19 protein-coding genes are annotated in these 19,710 nt (G+C 72.7%); 7 read left to right on the plus strand and 12 right to left on the minus strand.

Annotation, left to right across the window (positions count from 1 at the left end):
- The first annotated feature begins 56 nt into the window (after window positions 1-56).
- The 5 genes from ACIBVL_RS15385 (at window position 57) to ACIBVL_RS15405 (ending at window position 4,001) form a co-directional block, all read left to right on the plus strand.
- Entirely contained in the window at window positions 57-353 is a 297-nt protein-coding gene (locus tag ACIBVL_RS15385) for an antibiotic biosynthesis monooxygenase family protein (protein ID WP_399097634.1), read from the plus strand.
- Window positions 350-1,102 (plus strand): SDR family NAD(P)-dependent oxidoreductase, encoded by a 753-nt coding sequence (locus ACIBVL_RS15390; protein ID WP_399097635.1) that lies wholly within the window; start codon window positions 350-352, stop codon window positions 1,100-1,102. Before ACIBVL_RS15385 ends, ACIBVL_RS15390 begins: the two co-directional genes overlap by 4 nt.
- 17 nt (window positions 1,103-1,119) lie before the next feature.
- Window positions 1,120-1,905, plus strand: a complete 786-nt coding sequence (locus ACIBVL_RS15395; protein ID WP_399097636.1) for an SDR family oxidoreductase — start codon at window positions 1,120-1,122, stop codon at window positions 1,903-1,905.
- Window positions 1,906-1,983: 78 nt separating this feature from the next.
- Window positions 1,984-3,225 (plus strand): FAD-dependent monooxygenase, encoded by a 1,242-nt coding sequence (locus ACIBVL_RS15400; protein ID WP_399097637.1) that lies wholly within the window; start codon window positions 1,984-1,986, stop codon window positions 3,223-3,225.
- Window positions 3,222-4,001 carry a cyclase family protein gene (locus ACIBVL_RS15405; protein ID WP_399097638.1) on the plus strand — a complete coding sequence of 260 codons (780 nt, stop codon included), beginning with the start codon at window positions 3,222-3,224 and terminating at the stop codon, window positions 3,999-4,001. The genes ACIBVL_RS15400 and ACIBVL_RS15405 overlap by 4 nt, the downstream gene beginning before the upstream one ends.
- Before the next feature lie 98 nt (window positions 4,002-4,099).
- Here the strand turns inward: ACIBVL_RS15405 and ACIBVL_RS15410 are convergent, their stop codons facing one another.
- From ACIBVL_RS15410 to ACIBVL_RS15420, 3 genes are read right to left on the minus strand one after another with little or no spacing between them, the layout of a single operon-like run.
- A complete protein-coding gene (locus ACIBVL_RS15410) occupies window positions 4,100-5,734 on the minus strand; it encodes a class I adenylate-forming enzyme family protein (RefSeq protein ID WP_399097639.1) in 1,635 nt (544 codons plus the stop codon).
- Window positions 5,727-6,707: an aromatase/cyclase gene (locus tag ACIBVL_RS15415; RefSeq protein WP_399097640.1), complete on the minus strand. Its 981-nt coding sequence runs from the start codon at window positions 6,705-6,707 to the stop codon at window positions 5,727-5,729. Before ACIBVL_RS15415 ends, ACIBVL_RS15410 begins: the two co-directional genes overlap by 8 nt.
- Window positions 6,708-6,760: 53 nt before the next feature.
- Window positions 6,761-7,543 (minus strand): SDR family NAD(P)-dependent oxidoreductase, encoded by a 783-nt coding sequence (locus ACIBVL_RS15420; RefSeq protein WP_399097641.1) that lies wholly within the window; start codon window positions 7,541-7,543, stop codon window positions 6,761-6,763.
- Between the two features lie 221 nt (window positions 7,544-7,764).
- Between ACIBVL_RS15420 and ACIBVL_RS15425 the strand changes: the two genes are divergently transcribed.
- Entirely contained in the window at window positions 7,765-8,208 is a 444-nt protein-coding gene (locus ACIBVL_RS15425; RefSeq protein WP_399097642.1) for a nuclear transport factor 2 family protein, read from the plus strand.
- Window positions 8,209-8,275: 67 nt separating this feature from the next.
- On the opposite strand, the gene ACIBVL_RS15430 is transcribed toward ACIBVL_RS15425, so the two are convergent.
- The 8 genes from ACIBVL_RS15430 to ACIBVL_RS15465 all read right to left on the minus strand — a co-directional run bounded on the left by ACIBVL_RS15430 (window position 8,276) and on the right by ACIBVL_RS15465 (window position 16,846).
- Window positions 8,276-8,545, minus strand: coding sequence for an acyl carrier protein (locus ACIBVL_RS15430; protein WP_399097643.1), 270 nt, complete (start codon window positions 8,543-8,545; stop codon window positions 8,276-8,278).
- A gap of 61 nt (window positions 8,546-8,606) precedes the next feature.
- Window positions 8,607-9,863 (minus strand): ketosynthase chain-length factor, encoded by a 1,257-nt coding sequence (locus ACIBVL_RS15435; RefSeq protein ID WP_399097644.1) that lies wholly within the window; start codon window positions 9,861-9,863, stop codon window positions 8,607-8,609.
- Window positions 9,864-9,915: 52 nt separating this feature from the next.
- Entirely contained in the window at window positions 9,916-11,184 is a 1,269-nt protein-coding gene (locus ACIBVL_RS15440; RefSeq protein ID WP_399097926.1) for a beta-ketoacyl-[acyl-carrier-protein] synthase family protein, read from the minus strand.
- Window positions 11,185-11,324: 140 nt separating this feature from the next.
- Window positions 11,325-12,164: a BTAD domain-containing putative transcriptional regulator gene (locus ACIBVL_RS15445; RefSeq protein WP_399097645.1), complete on the minus strand. Its 840-nt coding sequence runs from the start codon at window positions 12,162-12,164 to the stop codon at window positions 11,325-11,327.
- Window positions 12,134-12,943 carry a thioesterase II family protein gene (locus tag ACIBVL_RS15450; RefSeq protein ID WP_399097646.1) on the minus strand — a complete coding sequence of 270 codons (810 nt, stop codon included), beginning with the start codon at window positions 12,941-12,943 and terminating at the stop codon, window positions 12,134-12,136. The genes ACIBVL_RS15445 and ACIBVL_RS15450 overlap by 31 nt, the downstream gene beginning before the upstream one ends.
- 152 nt (window positions 12,944-13,095) lie before the next feature.
- Window positions 13,096-13,905 carry a BTAD domain-containing putative transcriptional regulator gene (locus ACIBVL_RS15455; protein WP_399097927.1) on the minus strand — a complete coding sequence of 270 codons (810 nt, stop codon included), beginning with the start codon at window positions 13,903-13,905 and terminating at the stop codon, window positions 13,096-13,098.
- A gap of 127 nt (window positions 13,906-14,032) precedes the next feature.
- Entirely contained in the window at window positions 14,033-15,772 is a 1,740-nt protein-coding gene (locus ACIBVL_RS15460; RefSeq protein WP_399097647.1) for a fatty acyl-AMP ligase, read from the minus strand.
- Window positions 15,773-15,925: 153 nt separating this feature from the next.
- Window positions 15,926-16,846 carry an SDR family oxidoreductase gene (locus tag ACIBVL_RS15465; protein WP_399097648.1) on the minus strand — a complete coding sequence of 307 codons (921 nt, stop codon included), beginning with the start codon at window positions 16,844-16,846 and terminating at the stop codon, window positions 15,926-15,928.
- 294 nt (window positions 16,847-17,140) lie between these two features.
- Between ACIBVL_RS15465 and ACIBVL_RS15470 the strand changes: the two genes are divergently transcribed.
- Window positions 17,141-18,244 (plus strand): nitrous oxide reductase family maturation protein NosD, encoded by a 1,104-nt coding sequence (locus ACIBVL_RS15470; RefSeq protein ID WP_399097649.1) that lies wholly within the window; start codon window positions 17,141-17,143, stop codon window positions 18,242-18,244.
- Window positions 18,245-18,326: 82 nt separating this feature from the next.
- Here the strand turns inward: ACIBVL_RS15470 and ACIBVL_RS15475 are convergent, their stop codons facing one another.
- Window positions 18,327-19,631: a glycosyltransferase gene (locus tag ACIBVL_RS15475; RefSeq protein ID WP_399097650.1), complete on the minus strand. Its 1,305-nt coding sequence runs from the start codon at window positions 19,629-19,631 to the stop codon at window positions 18,327-18,329.
- Between the last annotated feature and the right edge of the window lie 79 nt (window positions 19,632-19,710).

Consider the following 19,710-nt stretch of genomic DNA (forward strand, 5'->3'; position numbering starts at 1 on the left):
CGGCGGGACCGGACCACCCCCCATCCCGACCGGACACCACGTCGAGAGGAACGACCATGGTCACCCTGATCAACAAGTTCACCGTCAAGGGAGACTTCGACGCCTTCGAGCGGATCTGGGCACAGAGCGCGGAGTTCATGCGCTCCCAGAAGGGCTTCATCGGCTTCAAGCTGCACCGTTCGCTGAGCCGGCCCGACATCTACGTCAACGTGGCGTTGTGGGAGTCGCAGGCGGACCACCAGCGCGTCCTGGCGAGCCGTGAGTTCGGTGAGCACATCAAGGAACTCGCGGCCCTCTCGGTTCCCGACCCCGACCTGTACGCCGTAGTGCTCGAAGGCGTCCCCGCCCGGTGAGCCGCCGGCTGCTCATCGCCGGTGCGACCGGTCTCGTAGGGACTGTTCTGGCGGAGGCCGCAGCGGCCCGGGGGACGGGCCTCGTCCTGCTGGGCCGCTCCGCCGGCCGGCTGAACCCGCTGGCGGCCCGGCTCGAGGCCGACCACGGCGTTCCCGTCCTGTCCCTGCAGGCCGATGTCACCGACCCGGCATCCCTGGACTCCGCTGTCCGCCGTGCCGGGGCGGCGGGGCTGGACCGGCTGGATGCCGTGGTCAACCTCGTCACCGGATACCAGGGGCGTCCCGTGCCCGTCGACGACCTGTCGCCCGAGGAGTTCCGCCGGGTCCTGGAGACCGACGTCACCGGGAGCTTCCTGCTCGTCCGGGCCTGGCTGGCGCTGCTGCGGGCGGCGCCGGCCGGGCGCGTCGTGCTGGTCTCCTCGGTGGCCGGACTGCGCGGGCGGCCGATGGCGGCCCACCTGTGCGCGGCCAAGGCGGGAGTGAACGGCCTGGCCCTGGGGCTGTCGGCCGAACTCGCCGCCGAGGGCATCGGCGTGCGCTGTGTCGCGCCCGGCCCAATCGCCCGGCCCGGCGCCGGACATCCGCCCTCGCCGATCCCCCCGACCACCCCCGAACGCGTGGCCGACGCCGTGCTCCGGCTCACCGGCGCCGACGCGGAACTGCGCGGCGAGCCCGCCGTCGTCACGGGGGAGACCGGCCCGCGGGACCCGGCGCTGCACCCGTCCCCCCTCATGGGGGCGAAGCCATGACTCATGGAGGCGAAGCCATGACCACCTACGACGACACGGTCCGCGGCGAACCGGCCCGCCTCGGCCTCGACGGCCGGGTGGCCCTGGTCACCGGGGCCGCCCGCGGTCTGGGCCGGGCCACGGCCCGCGAGCTGTGTGCGGCCGGCTGCGACGTGTACGTGAACTACCACCGCGACGAGGAGAGCGCCAGGCGCACCGTCGAGGAACTGGCCGGGCTGAAGGGCACGGCAGTGGCGGTCCGCGCCGACGTCCGCGACGGAGCCGAGTTCCAGGGCCTGCTCGACCGGGTGGCGGCGGACCGGGGCGGCCTGGACGTCTTCGTGCACAACGCCGCCACCTTCCGGCACAACACGGCCGTCGGCCCGGACCTGGACGCCTTCCGCTCCGAGCTGGACCTCGCGCTGAACCCCCTGCTGACGGGCGGTCCCCGGCTCGCGGAGCTGATGGCCGGCAGGCCGGGACGCATCCTCGTCGTCTCCAGCAACGGCGCGCGATCGGTGATCCCCGGCTATCTGAACGTCGGTGTCGCCAAGGCCGCCCTGGAGAATCTGGTGCGCTACCTCGCCGTCGAACTGGCGGGGCAGGGCATCGCCGTGAACGCGGTCGCCACCGCTCTCCTGGACAAGGGCGAACTCACCGCGAACCGGAGCATCGCCGACTTCCTCGGCCGGCGCACCCCGGCCGGGCGGCTGACCGCCCCGCGGGACGTGGCCGAGTTCATCACGCTCCTGGCCACCGACCAGGCGGCCTGGCTGCACGGACAGGTGATCACGGTGGACGGCGGGCTCGGCCTGCTGGCCTGAGCGCCTCCCGCACCGCCTCCCGCTCCTCCCTCTTGCCCTCTTGCCCCTCTTGGCCCGCAAGTCCCGCTAGGAGCACCGATGGAACACATGGAAACCGACTTCTGTGTCGTGGGCGGCGGCCCCGCGGGGCTGGCTCTGGCCCTGCTGCTGCTGCGCTCGGGAGCCCGGGTCACCGTCGTCGAACGGGCCCGGTCCTTCGAGCGGGAGTTCCGCGGCGAGATCCTCCAGCCCGGCGGAATGCTGCTCCTGGACCAGCTCGGGGTGCTCGACCGGGCGAGACGGCGCGGCGGATATCCGCTGCGCCGCTTCCAACTGGTCGAACACGAACGGGTGTTGATGGACATCGACTACCACCAGCTGCCCGCACCGCACGACTTCCTGCTGAGCGTGCCCCAGCGGCACCTGCTCGAGGAACTGCTCACCGCCTGCCGGGAGCGCCCGGGCTTCACCTACGTCGAGGGCCGGTCCGTCACCGACCTGCACCACGAGGGCGGCCGGGTCACCGGGGCCGTCCTGGGACGCGGCGAGCAGCGCCTGAGGATCGAGGCCCACGTCACCGTGGGCGCCGACGGACGCTACTCGAAGGTGCGCAAGCTCGCCGGACTCGGCTACACCCGGGTCGACGCGTTCAAACACGACGTCCTGTGGTTCAAGATTCCGTCCGACGGCCGCACCACCCACGACATCAGGGTCTACCGGTCCGCGGGCAACCCCGTCCTCATCTACGACTCCTACCCCGACAGCATCCAGATCGGCTGGACCCTGCCGCACGGCGGCTACAAGGAACTGTCGGCCGCGGGGTTCCCCGCCCTGGTCCGCAGGATCGAGGAGGCTGTGCCGATCTACGCCGACCGGATCCGGGCCACCCTCACCGGCCCCGGCGACCTGAGCCTGCTGGACGTGTTCGCCGGCAGCGCCGACAGCTGGGTGACCGACGGGCTCGTGCTGATCGGGGACGCCGCCCACACCCACGGTCCGATCGGCGCCCAGGGCATCAACCTCGCCCTGCAGGACGCGGCCGTGCTGCACCCCGTGCTCGTCGCCTCGTGGCACGCCAAGGACGCAGGGCGGGAGCGCCTCCTGCCGTACGAGACGGCCCGCCGCCCCGACATCGACGCGGTGTTCTCTCTTCAGGCCAGGCAGAGCGCGGCGATGCTCACGCACGGCGGGCTGAGCGACCGCGTCCGGCCGCTCGTGGCCCGGCTCCTCGCCCACACGCCGGTCTACCGGAAAGTCCTTCAACAGATCGCCTTCGGGCGCACCCCCGTGCGGGTGCGCGCGGACCTCTTCACCGAGCAGACAGGGAGCCAGGCAGCGTGAGGATCGTCGATCTCTCGTCCCCGGTCGACGCGTCGGGCTGGGAGCCCGACACCGTCCGGCACCGTGTGATGTCGCCCGCCGAAGGGGCCCGGCACTGCGCATCGGAGATGCACGAACACTTCGGCATGCGGATCTCCCAGGACGACTTCCCCGACGGCGAGTTCCTCAACAACGACTTCCTCGAACTGTCCGCCCACACGGGCACCCACGTCGACGCCCCCTCGCACTACGGCTCCCGCACGACCTACGGCAGCGGCCGCCCCCGGAACATCGACGAACTGCCCCTGGACTGGTTCCACCGGCCGGGCGTCGTACTGGACCTCACCGGCCGCCCGGCGGGCACCGTGGACGCCGACGTCATCGCCAGGGAACTCGCGCGGATCGACTACCGGCCGCGGCCGCTGGACATCGTCCTGCTGCACACCGGAGCCGACCGATGGGCCGGCACGATGGAGTACTTCACCGACTTCGTGGGCCTGGACGGATCGGCCACCGACTATCTGCTCGACCTCGGCGTGCGCGTGATCGGTACGGACGCCTTCAGCCTGGACGCCCCCTTCACGCACATCGTCGACGCCTACCGCGGCACCGGCGACCGCGATGTGCTCTGGCCCGCCCACATGGCGGGCCGCCGTAGGGAGTTCTGCCAGATAGAGCGGCTGTCCGGCCTGGGGGCGCTGCCGCGGCCGTACGGCTTCACGGTCAGCGCCCTGCCGGTGAAGATCAAGGGCGCGGGCGCGGGCTGGGCGCGGGCGGTCGCGTTGCTGCCCGACTGACAGGACATCGTCCAGGAGCCTCCTCCCGTCCCCGACACGACTGTGGGCTTCGGCCTCCCACTCCGGGAGGCCGAAGCCCACAGTCGTGTCAGGACGGCTCACTCCGGGACGCCGCGCTCCGCAACAACCAGAACCGCGCCCGGCGCGGCGAGGTGCCGGTCGCGCAGCTCCCGCCGCCGCACCTTGCCGCCCGGCGAGCGGGGAATCGACGGCACCGCCTCGGCATACCGCACCTGCTGGAAGTACGGGAGCCCGGAGTTCGCCAGCCGGCACACCTCGGCCAGCGCGCCCGACTCGTCCGTGCCCTCACCGGTACGGAGCACCACCAGGGCGTGCGCCACCGCGCCGGCGGCACCCTCCGGATGGTCGAAGACGACACAGTCGGCGACCAGTGCGTGCCGGCGCAGCGCGCGTTCCGTCTCCGACGGCGAGACGAGCCAGTTGTGGTACTTGAACACGTCCTTGAGCCGGTCGACGAGGAACAGCCGGCCGTCTGGCCCGATCCGGCCCACGTCCCCGGTGGAGAACCAGCCGTCCGGCTCGACCCCGCTCGCCGCCGGGGCGCCGAGATAGCCGCGCATCACCTGCGGTCCCCGCACCTGGACCTCACCGGACTCGCCGCCCGGCAGGACCTGCCGGGTCTCGACGTCCACCACCCGGCACTCCGTCCCGTGGACGGGGCGGCCGACGGAGCCGGGCACCGGGCTGTGCGGATCGTCGGAGTGGGTGAGCGGGGACGTCTCGGCCAGCCCGTACCCCTGGAAGACCGGGACACCGAAGTGCGCGGACAACCGGGACGCGGCGGCCGGGGGCAGCGCGGAGCCGCCGGACGCGATGTGGGCGACCGTGTCGAGCTTCAGATCCGGCAGCCGCTCGTGCTGTGCCAGGAGGGCCAGCCGGAACGGCAGGCTGTACAGGTGCGTGGCGCGGTGCCGGTTGGCGGTGCGCACCGGCGCCGCAGGGTCGGGCTCGGTGCACAACACCTGGGTCGCCAGCGCGTGGAGGGCCGAGTTCTGGTGCATGGGGTGGTAGGTGGGCAGGTGGTTGACTGCCACCGAGTCGCCGTCCAGCGCGTGCGCGACCGCGATCTGATGGGCGTTCACCAAGAGGTTTCGGTGGGTCAGCCGGACCGCCTTCGGGCGTCCGGTCGTACCGCTGGTGAAGTGGAGGCAGACCACGTCGTCGGGGCTCGGGGCGGCCGGCGGCGCTGCCGGAGCCGCCGGCGCCGTGGCGAGGAGCTCCGTCAGATGCCGGGCCGGGGCGGGGTCTCCGGCCGGTCCGAGCAGGAAGACGTGCTCCAGTCCGGGGAGACGGTCCCGGACCGCGGCCAGGCATGGGTACAGGCCGCTGTCGACGAAGGCCGCCCGCGCCCCCGAGAGGCCGAGTACATGGACCAGGTCATCCTCGCGCAGCAGCGGGTTGACCACGGCGGCCACATGCCCGCTGCGCGCCACCCCGAAGTACGCCACGGTGAAGTCCGGGTCGAGGAGGGCCGAGACCGCCACCACCTGGCCGTGCCCGGAGAGCACCGTGCGCAGCACCCCGGCGAGCGCGCTCGCCGACTCGTCCAGCTCGGCGAAGGTCGCGACCCGGTCCGGGGCGATGACGGCCGGGTGCCCGGGCCGCGCGGCGGCGGCCCGGGTCAGCAGACGGTCCAGGGTTCCCGGGAGCCGGGAGGTGTCCAGGGGCACGAACCCGGCGGTTCCGGGCAGCTCCGGAGAAGGCTCAGCCACGGCGTGCCTCGGCGTAGGCCTTGGCATGGCGCAGCGTGGTCGTGCTGTTCGTGCTCAGGGCCTTCTGCACGAACGCCCGGGCATCCGCCACTGTCGCGCTCTCACCGAGGACCCCGGCGACGGCCTCGGCCCTGATCGTCACGCTGTGCCGCGAGGTCACCAGGACTCCGTCGCCGGCTGCCGCCAGCGACCACTCGCCGGTGTGGGCGGTCATCAGGGCGGGGGTCTCCGTCTGCTTGTACAGGATCCGCTCCCGGCCGAGCGCGACGCGGATGGAGCGCGTGGTGTGCACCGAGCCGTCCGCGGTCCGGGTGTCCATGCTCATCACCTGGATGCCGGGGATGTCCTCCTGGAGTTCCAGACGGTCCACGTGCGGCAGGCGGGAGGGCCATTCCCGCGCCTGGTAGAGGAAGTCGAAGACGTCGTCGGCCGAGCCGTCGACGCGCACCGCGTCCTCGAACGTCAGCTCCAGCTCGCCGAGCCGGGCGTACTGCTCGGCCAGCGCGCGGACGGCGTCCAGCTCGGCGGCGCTGTTGCGGTCGGTGGCCTGGGTGATCCACTCGACGCCGGCGGGGTCGTCGTCCACGGCTTCGAAGTCATGGGTCAGCTCCAGGTGCGAGGTGCCGTCCGCGGCCGACGTGATGATCCACTCGCCCCCCATGAAGGCGACCGGAGGCGAGGACACCTCCTGACGAAACGTCACTCGCTTTCGGCCTGGGTCGAGTTCCCGGCGTGAGATCCAGGTGCGGACCTCGCCGTTGGCGGTGGCCCAGATCTGGATGCGCTCGGTCGTGGCGGTCCGCTCCAGGTGCTCGACATGCACGTTGGGGGCGAAGCGCAGCGGCCACTGCGCGACGTCCGAGATGATCGCGTAGACCGCCTCGGGCGGTGCCTGCACATCGACGGTGTGCGAGGTGTGGTGGACGGCGGGCTCGGCCGTGGCCGCGAGCTGCCGCTGGTCGGTCTGGGCCATCTGGGTCCTCCGGAAGGTCGGTGCGGTGCGGTACGGGTGCGTGGGACGCGGGATCAGTAGTTGCCCAGGCCGCCGCAGACGTTGATGGCCTGCGCGGTGATCGAGGCCGCGCAGTCGGAGACCAGGTAGCGGACCATGCCGGCCACCTCCTCCGGAGTGGAGTAGCGGCCGAGCGGGATCTTGGCCTGGAAGCGCTCGAGGATCTCGTCCGTCGTGGTGTCGTAGGCGGCCGCGTAGCCCTCCCGCACCCGCTGGGCCATCGGCGTCTCGACGTAGCCGGGGCAGACCGCGTTCACGGTGACGCCCGTCTTCGCCAGCTCCAGGCCGAGCGCCTTGGTGAAGCCGACCACGGCGTGCTTGGAGGCCGAGTAGGGGGCACCCAGCACGACGCCCTGCTTGCCCCCGGTGGAGGCGATGTTGACGATCCGTCCCCACCCGCGCCCGGTGAGGTCGCCCTGCCGCAGCGTCTCCCGCGTCATCAGGAAGACGCTGTGGAGATTGGTGTCGATCACGTCGTACCAGAGTTCGTCGCTGATGTCCGCGGTGACGCCGCCGCCACTGCGTCCGGCGTTGTTGACGAGGACGTCCACCGGACCGAAGCGGGCGGTGGCGGCCGACACCAGGGCCCGCACCTCGTCCGGGCGGCGCACGTCGGCGGTGGTGCCGTCCACCTCGAGGCCCTCGTCGGTCAGTGTCTTGACGGTGCGTGCCACGTCGTCGGCGCTGCGCGCACACAGGAACACCCGGTAGCCGGCCCCGCCGAGGTGCCGGGCCACGGCGAGTCCGATCCCCCTGGTGCCGCCGGTCACCAGAGCCACTTTTCGCTGCTCGCTCACGCTGTCCTCCGCTTGTCGGTCCGGATGACGCCCGGGGTCCCGGGCGCGGTTGAGCGTCGTCGGGGAGGTTCACCGAACCGGCTCGCAAACACCTGGAGAGGGGATCGATCCCGGGCGCGCTGCCCCACCGTCCCTGGACACCGTCGCGAGCCGGGTCGCCGAGCGTGGCGGGCGGTGCCGTGCCGACCGCGGCTCCGTGGATCCGAGCGAAGGGATGCCCCATGACAGTGACGGAACAGCCCGCGACCCGTGTCGGCGCCGACACCTACCACGAGATCCAGCAGTTCTACGCCCGGCAGATGCAACTGCTCGACGACGGCCGGGTCGACGAGTGGGCCGCCACCTTCGCTCCCCAGGGGGTCTTCGCCGCCAACGCGCACCCCGAGCCCACCAAGGGCCGCGAGGCCATCGCGGCGGCCGCCCGCGCGGCGCACGAGCAGCTCGCCGCCGCCGGCGTCCGGCGCCGCCACTGGCTCGGCATGGTCGCGGTGGACAGCCAGGACGGTACGAAGGTACGGGCGCGCTGCTACGCGCTGGTCTTCGAGATCCCGAAGGGCGGCCAGGCGGTCCTGCGCCTGAGCACGCTGTGCGAGGACGAGCTCGAGCGGGGGCCGCAGGGCTGGCTGGTCCACCATCGCGGGGTCACGCGGGACGACCTCGTCTGACGACGCCCGCCGGACACGGCCGAAGGCCCACCCTCCCGACGGAGGGTGGGCCTTCGGCACGGTCGGGTCAGGCAGCGGCCTGCCCCCGCACCGTGTTGACGACTTCCAGGAGCGCGCGGGGCGTCTGTGCCTCGGAGACCGTCTCGTCGGCGAGCTGGATGCCGCGCTCACGCTCGATCAGACCGATCAGCTGGAGCACGGCGACCGAGTCGTAACCGAGGTCGGAGAAGGAGACGTCGAGGACGTCGCCGTCCAGAAGCCCCGGCTCTTCCTCCCCTGCGCTCTCGCGCAGGAGCCGGGTGAGGTCGGAACGGGAGAAGGAGGACGAGGCGGACATACGGTTTCCTTTCTTCGGCTGACGGATCAGAAGGGTGTGCGGTCGGTGAGGTGGGTGCGGGTCAGTGCCGTGCGCGGACGACCGTGGCCGCGTTGAACCCGCCGTGACCCCGGGCGAGGACCAGCGCGGCACGGATCCGGCCGGGTCGGGGCGTGTCACAGACGAGGTCGAGCCGCGGATCGTGGGACCCGGCGCCCACATGGACGGTGGGCGGGACGACGGAGTGCCGCAGGGACATCAGGGCGGCGGCGAGATCGAGCGCCGCACCGCCGGCCTGCAGCCGGCCGGTCATGGTCTTCGGCGCGGTCACGGCCACCCCGCGCGGCCCGAACAGCTCGATGATGGCCTCCGTCTCCGCGCGGTCGGCGTCGGGCACTCCAGCGGCGTCGGCGAATACGACGTCCACGTCGGAGGGCTCGAGGCCCGCCTGCCGCAGGGCCGTCCGAGCCGCGCGGAACAGCCCCGGCCCACCGGCGTCCGGATCGAACGTGGCCGCGCAGCCCGCCACTTCACCGTAGACGCGGGCGCCCCGGGCGCGGGCCGACGCCTCGTCCTCGAGCACGAGAATGGCGCCCCCCTCACCGACGATCTCGCCGCTCGCGTCGGGGTGGAACGGCCGGTAGGCCCGCTCCGGGTCCGCCACCGGGCTCATGCGGCCACCTGCCAGATGGGCGGCCCAGCCCCACGGACACAGCGAGCCGTCCACGCCGCCGGTGACGACCGCCTGGACACCCTTGCGCAGGTGCCGGCGGGCCTGGGCGACGGCGTCCAGCCCACCGGCCTGGTCGGTGACGACCACGCCGCTGGGCCCCCGCAGCCCATGGCGGATCGAGATCTGGCCGGTGTTCACCGCGTAGAACCAGGCGAAGGACTGGTACGCGCTGACGTGCGCACCCCCCTTGCTCCACAGGGCCTGCAGTTCCCGCTGCCCGAACTCGAATCCCCCGGCGGAGGCGGCCGTGACCACCCCGACCGCGTACTCGGGCAGTGTCCCGGGGTCGAGACCGGACTCGTCGGCCGCCTCCGCGGCGGCGGCCAGGGCGAGCCGTGTCATGTGGTCGGTCTGGGGCAGCAGCCGGCTGGGAATGTGCTCCCCGGCTTCGAACTCCGGCACCTCGCCCGCCAGTTGCACGGGATACCGGGACGGGTCGAAGCGGGTGAGGCGCGCGATGCCGTTGCTGCCCCGGAGCGTGGCCGCCCACCAGGTCTCGCGCCCGAACCCGTTCGGCGCGGCCACACCGATTCCGGTGACCACGGCGGCGCCCGTGGGGACCGGGGCGGCGGGCTCCCGCTCCGCCGTACTGGTCGGCCTCGTCATGTCGCTCCGCCTCTCTCCGGGAAACCCTCGGGGCAATGACCGGACGTCCGCATCAGGCGGCCGCCTTGAGCTGCGGACGGGTGAGCACCATGGCGCTCTGGAACCCGCCGAAGCCGCTGCCGACGCTGAGCACGGTGTCGTACCGCCCCTCCCGCGCCGTCAGCGGCGTGTAGTCCAGGTCGCACTCCGGGTCCGGCTCGTGGAGGTTGGCGGTGGGCGGGATGACGTCGCCGGCCACGGCCAGCGCGCTGGCGGCCACCTCCAGGGAGCCGATGGCGCCGAGGGAGTGACCGATCATCGACTTGATCGAACTGATCGGGGTCCGGCGGGCGTGGTCGCCGAGACTGCGCTTGAAGGCCGCCGTCTCGTGCCGGTCGTTCTGCTTGGTGCCCGAGCCGTGCGCGTTGATGTAGTCCACCGCCCTGCCCGGAAGCCGCGCCTCGTCCAGGGCCACCCGGATCGCCTCGGCCATCTCCTTGCCGTCGGGGCGCAACCCCGTCATGTGGTACGCGTTGCAGCGGGAGGCGTACCCGGAGATCTCCGCGTACGCCGTGGCACCGCGGCGCCTGGCGTGCTCCAGCTCCTCCAGGACGAGGACCGCGGCGCCCTCGCCCAGGACGAAGCCGTTGCGCGTGCGGTCGAACGGCCGTGACGCGTGCTCGGGGTCGTCGTTGCGTGGGGTCGTCGCCTTGATCGCGTCGAAGCACGCCAGCGTGATCGGGGAGATGGGGGCCTCCGCCGCGCCCGCGATCATCACGTCCGCCGCGCCCTCCCGGATCAGCTCCACGGCGTGCCCCAGCGAGTCCAGCCCCGAGGTGCAGCCGGTGGAGATGACCGCGGCCGGGCCCCGGGTCCCGAAGTCCTTGGCGACCTCGGCCGCGAGCGAGCTGGGCACCAGGTACTCGTACAAGTGCGGGACCGCGTAGGTGTGGTCGACCAGCCAGTCCCGGCCGCCGTCGCTGACCACGCCGTACTCCGCGTCCAGACTCATCGTGCAGCCGACGGCACTGCCGATGGAGACGCCGGTGCGGGTGGGGTCGAGGGCGCCGGCGAGCCCGCTGTCGGCGACCGCCTCACGGGCGCTGACGAGAGCGAACTGCGCGGCCCGGTCCAGGCGCCTGACTTCCTGCGGGGTCAGGCCGTGCACGACCGGGTCGAAGTCCACCTCGGCGGCCACCCGGGATCGGAAGGCCGATGCGTCGAACAGGGTCACCGTGCGCGTGGCGGTACGGCCCTCGGTGATCAGCGACCAGAAGTTCTTGGTTCCGACTCCGCCGGGCGCGACCACTCCGATGCCCGTGACGACGACCCGCCGCCTCATTTCTGCCATGACCTTCTCTCTCTGTGTCAGCTCTCTCTGCCAGCGCCTGCGTCGTCCGGTCTCCGGTACGGCGCGTCCTTGCGGACCGAAGGTGACAACCGGGTCTCGACGGGTGCTCGAATACCGACTGACCGGGCCGGTCAGCCCGCGATGCGCAGGGCGGACTCCCGCACGGGGTGTTCGGGGAGGTCGAGCCCGGCGTCGCCGTTGAGAATCGCCTGCTGCAGCCGGTGCAGGGCCGGCGACGGATCCATCGCGAGCTCCTCGCGGATACGGCTGCGCAGCCGCTGGAAGGTCTGCAGGGCGTCGCTGCGGCGGCCCGCCCGGCACAGGGCCAGCATGTACTGGGCCTGGAACCCCTCGTGCAGCGGGTACTGGGCGCACAGGCTCGCCAGGTCGCTCAGCAACTCGTGATGCCGGCCCAGTTTGAGATCCGCCTCGACCCGCCGGCTCAGCACACTCAGCCGCTGCTCCTCCAGGTGACGTACCGCCGTGCTGAGCAGCGGGCCCGCCTGCACGTCCACCAGCGCCTCGTCCCGCCACAGCTGCAGGGCACGCCGGAAGTGGCCGCTGGCCGCCCGGTAGTCGGCCGCGGCCATCGACCGGTGCCCGGCCGACGCGAACTGCTCGAACTCGTGGATGTCGATACGGCCACCGTGTGTGCCCAGGAGGTAGCCGTTGCCCCAGGTGGCCAGTACCTCTCTGGACGGCGGACGCGAGGTGGCGCCGGCGCCCGGCCGGTGCTGCTCCGCCTCGTCGATGAGGTGCCGCAGCCGCAGGATGTACGTCTGCAGGGTCGTCAGGGCGCTGCGGGGCGGGCGCTGCTCCCACAGTTCCTCGAGAAACGCCGACACCGACACCGTCTGGTCCGGGCGGAGTGCGAGGAGAGCGAGCACTTTGCGGGGCTTGGCCGCCGTGGGCACGATCGAGCGGCCCGCGTGGGTGACTGTCAGCGATCCGAGCACACTGATGTCGGGCATTGCGCCTCCGTGTGGTCCGTGGATGGTTCCGGGAACGCGCGCGGGGTGCCGGTGAGCAGCCGCGCGAGGTGAGTGCGGAGGAGAGCGAGGAAGTCCGGGTCGGAGTGGAAGAAGTGACCCGCCGGCACCTCGTGGCCGTGGAACGGGCCGGTGGTGTACCGGGACCAGCCGAGCATGGTGCGTGGGTCGGCCACGGGGTCCCGGTCACCGGCGAAGGTGTACAGGGGTACGGCCAGCCGGCCGTGGCACGCCGTGCGCAGGCTCTTGGCCAGCCGCAGGTCGTCGCGGATCAGGTCCAGCGTCCGGCGCAGCAGCCCGGCGCGGCTCAGCACCTCCGCGGGGATGCCGCCCAGCCGGCTCAGGGCGGCCAGCAGCCGGGTGTCGTCCGTGTCCCCGGTCAGCGTGAGCGCCGGCGCCACGTGCGGGGGAGGACAGGCGCCGACGAGCAGGGCCAGCGGGGGGCGCCCCAGCCGGGTCTGCCGCCCCGCGAACGCGTACGCCACCAGTCCGCCGAGGCTGTGCCCGTAAAGCAGGTACGGCGCGTCGAGCAGCGGCCCGAGGTCGTCGTCCAACTGGTCCAGCAGCACCTCGTGCCGGGTGACGCGGGCCTCGTGCAGCCGGGTCTCCCGGCCCGGCAGCCGTACACCCAGCGGCTCCCAGCGAGGGCCCAGGGCCCGCGGCCAGGAGGCGAAGGCGGAAGCCCCGCCGCCCGCGTGGTGGAAGCACAGTACGCGGACCGGGGAAGCGGGAGGGGATGGGGCGAGGACAGTGGGAATCATGGCAGGCCCCCGGCCGAGAATCCGATGATCCGGTGCCCGCTCCGTCCGTGTGTCCGGTACGGATCGGGCGTGGGGTCAAACGGTCACCGCAGGGGCTGGACGGGGACTCGACGGCTGCTGGAGCCCACGGGGTCCGGTGCGGACGCCGCCCGTCAGCCGATGAGCACGGCCTCCTCCAGCACCCCGCCCTGGGCGATGGGCGCCGGGTCCGGGGAGAGCAGCGCCTGGTGCAGCTGCCGGATGGGCCGGGTCGGCTCCAGGCCCAGCTCCTCGATGAGGGTGCGGCGCAGCCGGTGGAACGTCTCCAGGGCGTCCGCGTTACGGCCCGCGCGGTGCAGCGCCAGCATCAGCTGACCGTGCAGGCGTTCGTGCAGGGGATAGGTCCCGGCCAGCGCCGTCAGCTCGCCCAGCAACGCGAGGTGGCCGCCGAGCCGCAACTCGGCGGAGATCCGCAGTTCCCGGGCGCTGAGGCGGTCCGCTTCGAGGCGCGCCGACTCGATCTCGAGGGTGCGGCCGTGCCGGGCGTCGGCCACGACGGGACCGCGCCACAGGTCCAGTGCCTGGCGCAGCAGCCGGGACGCGGCGGCGAGGTCGCCCGCCCGGAAGGCCCGCTGGCCACGGGCGAAGAAGTCGTCGAACCGGCCCACTTCCGTGTCCGCCCGGTCGACCGTCAGCAGGTATCCGCCGCGCGAGGTCACCAGCACGTCCTTGGCCGGCGGGCCGTCCAGCGGCAGGACCTCCGACAGTTTGCGGCGCAGCTGCAGCACATAGGTCTGGAGCGTCGTCAGCACGCTGCGCGGGGGCGCGGCTCCCCACAGCTCCTCGATCAGGGCCTCCGTCTGCACCACGCGGCGCGGGTGCAGGGACAGCAGGGCGAGGACCTGACGTGGCTTGCTGGCGGTGGGCACCATGGATCGTCCGTCAACGGTGGCCGACATCGGACCGAGCAAACCGATCTCCATGTCCACGGTGGCGTCTCCCTCGACGATATGTGCTTGGCAGGTGCGAAGCGACGCGCACAGTCTCGCAGCGGGTGATCGAACCGGACAGTGAGATATTCACGTGTTCAACATGTACCGTCCGCGCAGCTCAGGGGCGGGAGACGCAGAGCAGCTCCCGTACCTCCGGGGCCAGGTCCGTGTGCAGGGGATCCAGTGCGCCGTTCAGGAACAGCTGCCGCATCCGCGAGCGCCGCACCTTGCCGCTGGTGGTCCGGCGGATGGTGCCCGCTCGTACCAGCACGATGCTGGAGGACGTCACCGAGAAGTCGCCGGCGAGCCGGTCCCGCAGGGCCTCGCCGAGCCGGCCGAGGTCCTGGTCGGCGCCGTGTCCCAGGGCCACCTCCTGGATCACGACGATGTGCTCGTGGTCCGCCGCCACGCTGAACACCGTGGCGGCGCCGCACAGGGGGCTCGCGCTCTGCGCGGACTGTTCGAGGTCGTGCGGGTGCAGGTGCCGCCCCTCCAGGAACATCACGTCCTTGAGCCGCCCGGTGACGAAGAGTTCGCCCCCGTCCAGCAGGCCGAGATCCCCGGTCCGCAGGAAGCCGGTCCCGCCGTCGGCGGTTCGCGCGTCGAAGGCACCTCGGGTGTCCAGCGGCCGCCCCCAGTAGCCGGTGGCCACGCCGTCGCCGCGGACCCAGATCTCGCCGATCCGCCCCTCCGGCAGGACGGCGCGGCTCTCCGGGTCCACGATCCGCAGCTCCGCGCCGACCGGACGTCCGCAGCTCACCAGGGTGCGCTGCCGTCCGCCGTGGTCCGCGGGTTCGAGCCGCCCCTCCTCGATCGCCGCGGCGTCCACGACGCGCTCCCGGACCTCGGGCGCGCGACCGGCCGCGGTGACCAGCAAGGTCGCCTCTGCGAGCCCGTAGGCGGGGCGCAGGGTGCCGCGGCGCAGGCCAGCCGGTGCGAACCGCTCGGTGAAGGCCCGCAGGGTCCCGGCCCGTACCGGTTCGGCGCCGACGACGGCCGTCTCCAGGCCGGAGAGGTCCAGCTCGCCGATCCGCTCCGGCGGCACCCGCCGTACACACGACTCGTAGGCGAACCCCGGTGCGGCGGTGGCCGTCACCCCGTGCTCGCCGATCATGCGCAGCCAGCGCAACGGCTCCTGGGCGAAGACCCAGGGCGCCATCACGACACCGCGTGCGCCGAGCCACAGCGGATGCAGCAACTGCCCGATGAGCCCCATGTCGTGGTGGAGGGGAAGCCAGCCGCCGACCACCGTCCCCTCGTGGGTGCCGAACGCCTCTCTGATCGCCCGCTGGTTGGCCAGCAGGTTCCGGTGGGAGACCAGCACTCCCTTCGGCTCCCCCGAGGTGCCCGAGGTGTACTCGATCAGCGCCGCCTCGGCGGCCGGGGCGGGGCGCCGCCAGTCGTCCGGGTCCGCCGGCGCGGCGCCGTCCACCGCCAGGCACGGGACACGCTCCTGGCCCGCCCAGGCCAGGTGCCGCGAGAGCTCCGAGGCCCCGGACCGGTCGGACAGGACGGCCTCGACGCGGGCGTCCTTGAGGATCTTCCGCAGCCGTTCCGCGTGGTGCCGCCCACCGCCGGGCGGCACCGGGATCGCCACCGCCCCGGCGTACCAGCACGCCAGGAGGCTCTCGGCGACGTGCCGGGCACGGCTCTGTGCCACAAGGACGCGGGCGGGGCGTCCCGGCAGGCCCTGCAGGGTGGCCGCGACAGAGCGGGCGGCGCGGTCGAGCATCCGATAGGTCACCGGCTCCGGATCCGCCGTGCCGCCGTCCACCGGCAGATTGAGGTAGGCGGTCCGGTCGCCGAGCAGGTCGACGCGCTCCCACATGAGTTCGGCGAAGCTACGGTAGTCGGCCACTCCAGTCCCCTTCGCTCGGATTCGGGAAACCACTGGAGTCTTCGCCCCTCCCCTCGAACGTGTCTCGAACGCCACTGGTGCACCGTTGAGAACGCGCTCGGCCCCGCCTCGAGGACGAGCGGACCGTACGGCTGCCCTCGCGCCGGCCAGGCCCTACGTCCGCGCGTGGGGCAGGCTCGCCGACGGCAACGCGGCGGGGTGCGGTGGCCGGCCACCGGGTGCGGGCCACCGCTCCCGCAGATACTCGGCGAGGGCCTCCTGCCACGGGCGCTGGTGTGCGGCGGCCCGGCCCGGGAGGGTCCCGGTCAGCGGGGTGCGGGCCGGGCGGCCGGCCGTCACGTGCGTCTGCTCCCGCTGACGCGTCACGGTGGCCTGCCGGCCCGACAGCCGCACCGCCGTCGCCGCCACCTCGTACCAGGAGGCGGCACCCCGGTTGACGGCGTGGTAGATGCCCGGCGCGGCCTCGTCGAGCAGCATCGCGAACGTCATGCGGGCCAGGTCGACGGTGTAGGTGGGGGACATCACCACCGAGTCGACGACCCCCACCGGCTCGCCCGCGACGGCCCTGGCGAGGATCCGGTCCACGAAGCACGGGCGGGCCCGGGAGCCGGACGGCGGCGGCCCGAACAGGCCCGCCGTACGCAGCACGAGATGGCGTGGGGTGCCCAGACAGGCCTCCGCCTCGCCCGCCCGCTTCGTGACGCCGTACGTCAGCAGCGGGCGGGTCGGGGAGTCGGGCGCGTAGCCGTCCCCGCTCGTCCCGTCGAAGACGAAGTCCGTGCTGATGTAGGCCGAGACCGCCCCGATCCGGTCGCAGGCCCGGCTCACCCAGCGGGCGCCGAGCGCGTGGATCTCGTAGGCGGCGCGCGGATGGGTCTCGCACAGGTCCGCCGGCAGCAGCGCCGCGGCGTTCACGACGCCGTCCGGGCCATTGCTGATCAGGTACTTCTCGACCGAGAGCGGGTCGGTCACGTCGAGTTCCCGTCTGCCGGGCAACAGGACCTCGACGTCCGGGAGTTCGCCCGCGACCCGGCGGAACGCGGTGCCGAGCAGTCCGCCGGCGCCGATCACCACGACTCGCACATCCTCACCCCATTCTGTTCGCACGGCCGGGCCTCGGGCGCCCGGAGCAGCACGGATTCAAGGGGTACGCGCTCGCGCGGGGGTGGACCCGCGTTGGAGTGCGCGCGGATCGAACTGCCGGGCGGTCAGAAGGAGTTCGGGTACGCCTTTGTGCTGATGTTGTCCGGCGTCGGTCGCCGTATCGTCGGTGGCCGACCGCCACCCGTGGTGGCTGGATCCGACCGAGCCCCCTCCCGCCCGGAGGCGAGTGCGCCGAGTCGACGTCATCTTCTCCGAGGAGCATCCATGAAAAAGACGTTGTTGTCCGTGGCCGCGGCCATGGCGGTCGCCGCCACGACGGTGGCGACCGCGGGCACGGCGCACGCGGCGACCGTATGGACCGTCAGCCCCGGACAGAGCATCCAGGCGGCCGTGGACGCCGCCCAGCCGGGCGACACGATCCAGCTGGCCGCCGGCACCTACCAGGAGAGCGTGCAGGTCGTGAAGGACAACATCACGATCAAGGGCGCCGGTTCGGGCACCGACGGCACGGTACTGACGCCCCCGGCCGCCTTCCCCGACAACCACTGCGGCTCGCACCAGGCCGGCATCTGCTTCCGCGGCACCGTGGACGGCACCGACGGGCCCACCTCGCACGCCACGAGCTTCGTCACCGGCGGCCGGGTGACCGGCGTGCGGATCGACGGCTTCCGGGTCGGCATCTCGCTCTCCGCGACCGATGGCACCAGGGCCGACGGCAACACCGTCCTCAACAGCGGTTCGTACGGCGTGACGGACACCGTCTCGAAGAACAGCACGATCGGCGCGAACGTGATCAGCGACGCGGCGCGCGCGGCCATCTACGTCGGCAACTACAACATCCCGGCCTCGCACACCGTCGTCACCGGCAACAAGGTGATCCGCTCCGCCTACGGCATCTCCTCCTACGACAGCTCCGGTGTCGACGTGACCCGCAACGCGGTGAGCGGAAGCTGCTCGGGCTTCTTCTCCTTCTCCGACAGCTATCGCGTCCCCGGCGGCGAACTGCTCAACGTCGCGAACAACGCGTTCACCTCCAACAACGCCAACTGCCCCGGCCAGTACGGCTTCCCGCAGGCCGTGCAGGGATCCGGCGTCATCCTGGTCGGCGCGACCCACGCCACCGTCCAGCAGAACGCCGTCTCGGGCAACATCGGCCCCGACCCGATGTCCGGCGGCATCGTCGTCGTCACCAGCCACACCTTCGACCCGGCCGACCCCACCGAGGAAGGGGACATCAGCGTCACGTCGAACGTGCTGCACGGCAACGGACCGGCCGACCTCGTGTGGGACGGCGCCGGCAGCGGCATCACCTTCACGTACAACGCGTGCGGCACGTCGTCGCCCAGCGGTCTGTGTTCCGCTTCCTGACGTACGCCCCGCACCCCCGGCTCGGGCGGAGGCCGGCACCGGGTCGTCCGGTGCCGGCCTCCGCCGCTCGGTCCCCCCGCCGTCAGGCGCCACCGGTGACGGTGCGCGCGGCGGCCGCCTCCAGGATGGCGGCCGCCGCCCGGCCGGTCCCGGTCATCGACGCGTAGGCGCTCCGCAGGGCCCGGGCCCGGGACCGGTACGACGGGTCGCGCAGCACCGTGCGCACCGCGCGCCGCAGCCGCGCCGACGACGGGGTGTCCGTCCTGAGGGAGATGCCCACCCCGGCCCACACCACGCGGGCGTTGGTCTCCATACGGTCCTCGCTCGTCCCGGACACGACGAGCGGCACACCGTGCGTCAGGGCGTGCTGGACACCCCCGTAGCCGCCGTTGGTGACCAGGACGTCGGTCAGCGGCAGCATGGCGCCGTACGGGACGAAGGGCGCGAGGAGCACATGGGCGGGCCGTCGCTCCGCGGACAGCACCGTGTCGGGATCCTGGCCGCTGGTCGTGGCCACCACCAGGACGTCCTCGTCGGCCAGCGCCTCGATGGTGGGCAGCACGAGCCGGGACAGGCCGGTCGCGATCGTGCCCTGGGTGACGAAGACCACCGGCCGGCCCGCCGCCCGGGCCCGCAGGACCTGCGGCCACCAGTCCGGACGCGGGGCGGCGCCGTCCTCCTCGGGCTGCGTCGGGCCGATGAACTCGACCGAGGCCGGCAGGTCGCTGCGCGGGTACTCGAACTCGGGAACACCCGTCTGGAGGTAGCGGTCGCAGGAGCGCGCGACCCAGTCGATGCTGTACCCGCTGAGGGACGGCAGGCCCATGTCGGCCCGCACCCGTCCCAGCACCCGCTGGCGCTCCCGGTAGGCGACGCCGTACATCAGCCAGGCCAGGAAACGGTTGCGCAGCCGGCCCGCAGCGGACGACGACGGCTGCCGGCCGAGCCCGAAGGGGGCGGTGTCCACGCTCGACAGGTTCAGCGGGCCCGCCGAGAACGCCACCCGGGGGATGCCCCGCTGCTCTGCCACCAGCAGCCCGGCGCGGAAGCTGTGGTCCGAGACCACCACGTCGGGGCGGAAGGTGTCGAAGACGGGCGCGAGGTCCTTCACATGGGCCGGAATGGGCTTCAGGAACAGCTCCAGCACCAGCCTGTTGAGCCCGGAGAAACCGCGGCCCCGTCCCCCCGTGCGCCGCAGCAGGTCCTTGGTGTCCACTCCGGCCCGGGCCGGGACGAAGCGGGCGCCGGTGGCCTTGACCATGTCCTCGAATTCCGGCTCGGTGTACCAAACCACTTCGTGGCCCCCGCTCACCAGTTCCTTCACCAGGGGCACGGTCGGCCGGACATGGGCGGCCATCGCGGCGGTCGTGAACAGTACGCGCGTCATGGTTGCCTGGCCCTTCACACGGTCCGTTACGGAAGAAGGGCCCGGCCTGCGTTTCGGCAGACCGGGCCCGGAGTGACGA

It is taken from the genome of Streptomyces sp. NPDC049687, assembly GCF_044465285.1.
Classification (GTDB): Bacteria; Actinomycetota; Actinomycetes; order Streptomycetales; family Streptomycetaceae; genus Streptomyces.

What these genes read in the sequence shown, in the direction of transcription:
- ACIBVL_RS15385 (WP_399097634.1), top strand. Translation starts at nt 57, where the DNA reads ATGGTCACCCTGATCAACAAGTTCACCGTCAAGGGAGACTTCGACGCC.
- ACIBVL_RS15395 (WP_399097636.1), top strand. Translation starts at nt 1,120, where the DNA reads ATGACCACCTACGACGACACGGTCCGCGGCGAACCGGCCCGCCTCGGC.
- ACIBVL_RS15400 (WP_399097637.1), top strand. Translation starts at nt 1,984, where the DNA reads ATGGAACACATGGAAACCGACTTCTGTGTCGTGGGCGGCGGCCCCGCG.
- ACIBVL_RS15415 (WP_399097640.1), bottom strand. Translation starts at nt 6,707, where the DNA reads ATGGCCCAGACCGACCAGCGGCAGCTCGCGGCCACGGCCGAGCCCGCC.
- ACIBVL_RS15425 (WP_399097642.1), top strand. Translation starts at nt 7,765, where the DNA reads ATGACAGTGACGGAACAGCCCGCGACCCGTGTCGGCGCCGACACCTAC.
- ACIBVL_RS15430 (WP_399097643.1), bottom strand. Translation starts at nt 8,545, where the DNA reads ATGTCCGCCTCGTCCTCCTTCTCCCGTTCCGACCTCACCCGGCTCCTG.
- ACIBVL_RS15435 (WP_399097644.1), bottom strand. Translation starts at nt 9,863, where the DNA reads ATGACGAGGCCGACCAGTACGGCGGAGCGGGAGCCCGCCGCCCCGGTC.
- ACIBVL_RS15440 (WP_399097926.1), bottom strand. Translation starts at nt 11,184, where the DNA reads ATGAGGCGGCGGGTCGTCGTCACGGGCATCGGAGTGGTCGCGCCCGGC.
- ACIBVL_RS15445 (WP_399097645.1), bottom strand. Translation starts at nt 12,164, where the DNA reads ATGCCCGACATCAGTGTGCTCGGATCGCTGACAGTCACCCACGCGGGC.
- ACIBVL_RS15450 (WP_399097646.1), bottom strand. Translation starts at nt 12,943, where the DNA reads ATGATTCCCACTGTCCTCGCCCCATCCCCTCCCGCTTCCCCGGTCCGC.
- ACIBVL_RS15455 (WP_399097927.1), bottom strand. Translation starts at nt 13,905, where the DNA reads ATGGAGATCGGTTTGCTCGGTCCGATGTCGGCCACCGTTGACGGACGA.
- ACIBVL_RS15470 (WP_399097649.1), top strand. Translation starts at nt 17,141, where the DNA reads ATGAAAAAGACGTTGTTGTCCGTGGCCGCGGCCATGGCGGTCGCCGCC.
- ACIBVL_RS15475 (WP_399097650.1), bottom strand. Translation starts at nt 19,631, where the DNA reads ATGACGCGCGTACTGTTCACGACCGCCGCGATGGCCGCCCATGTCCGG.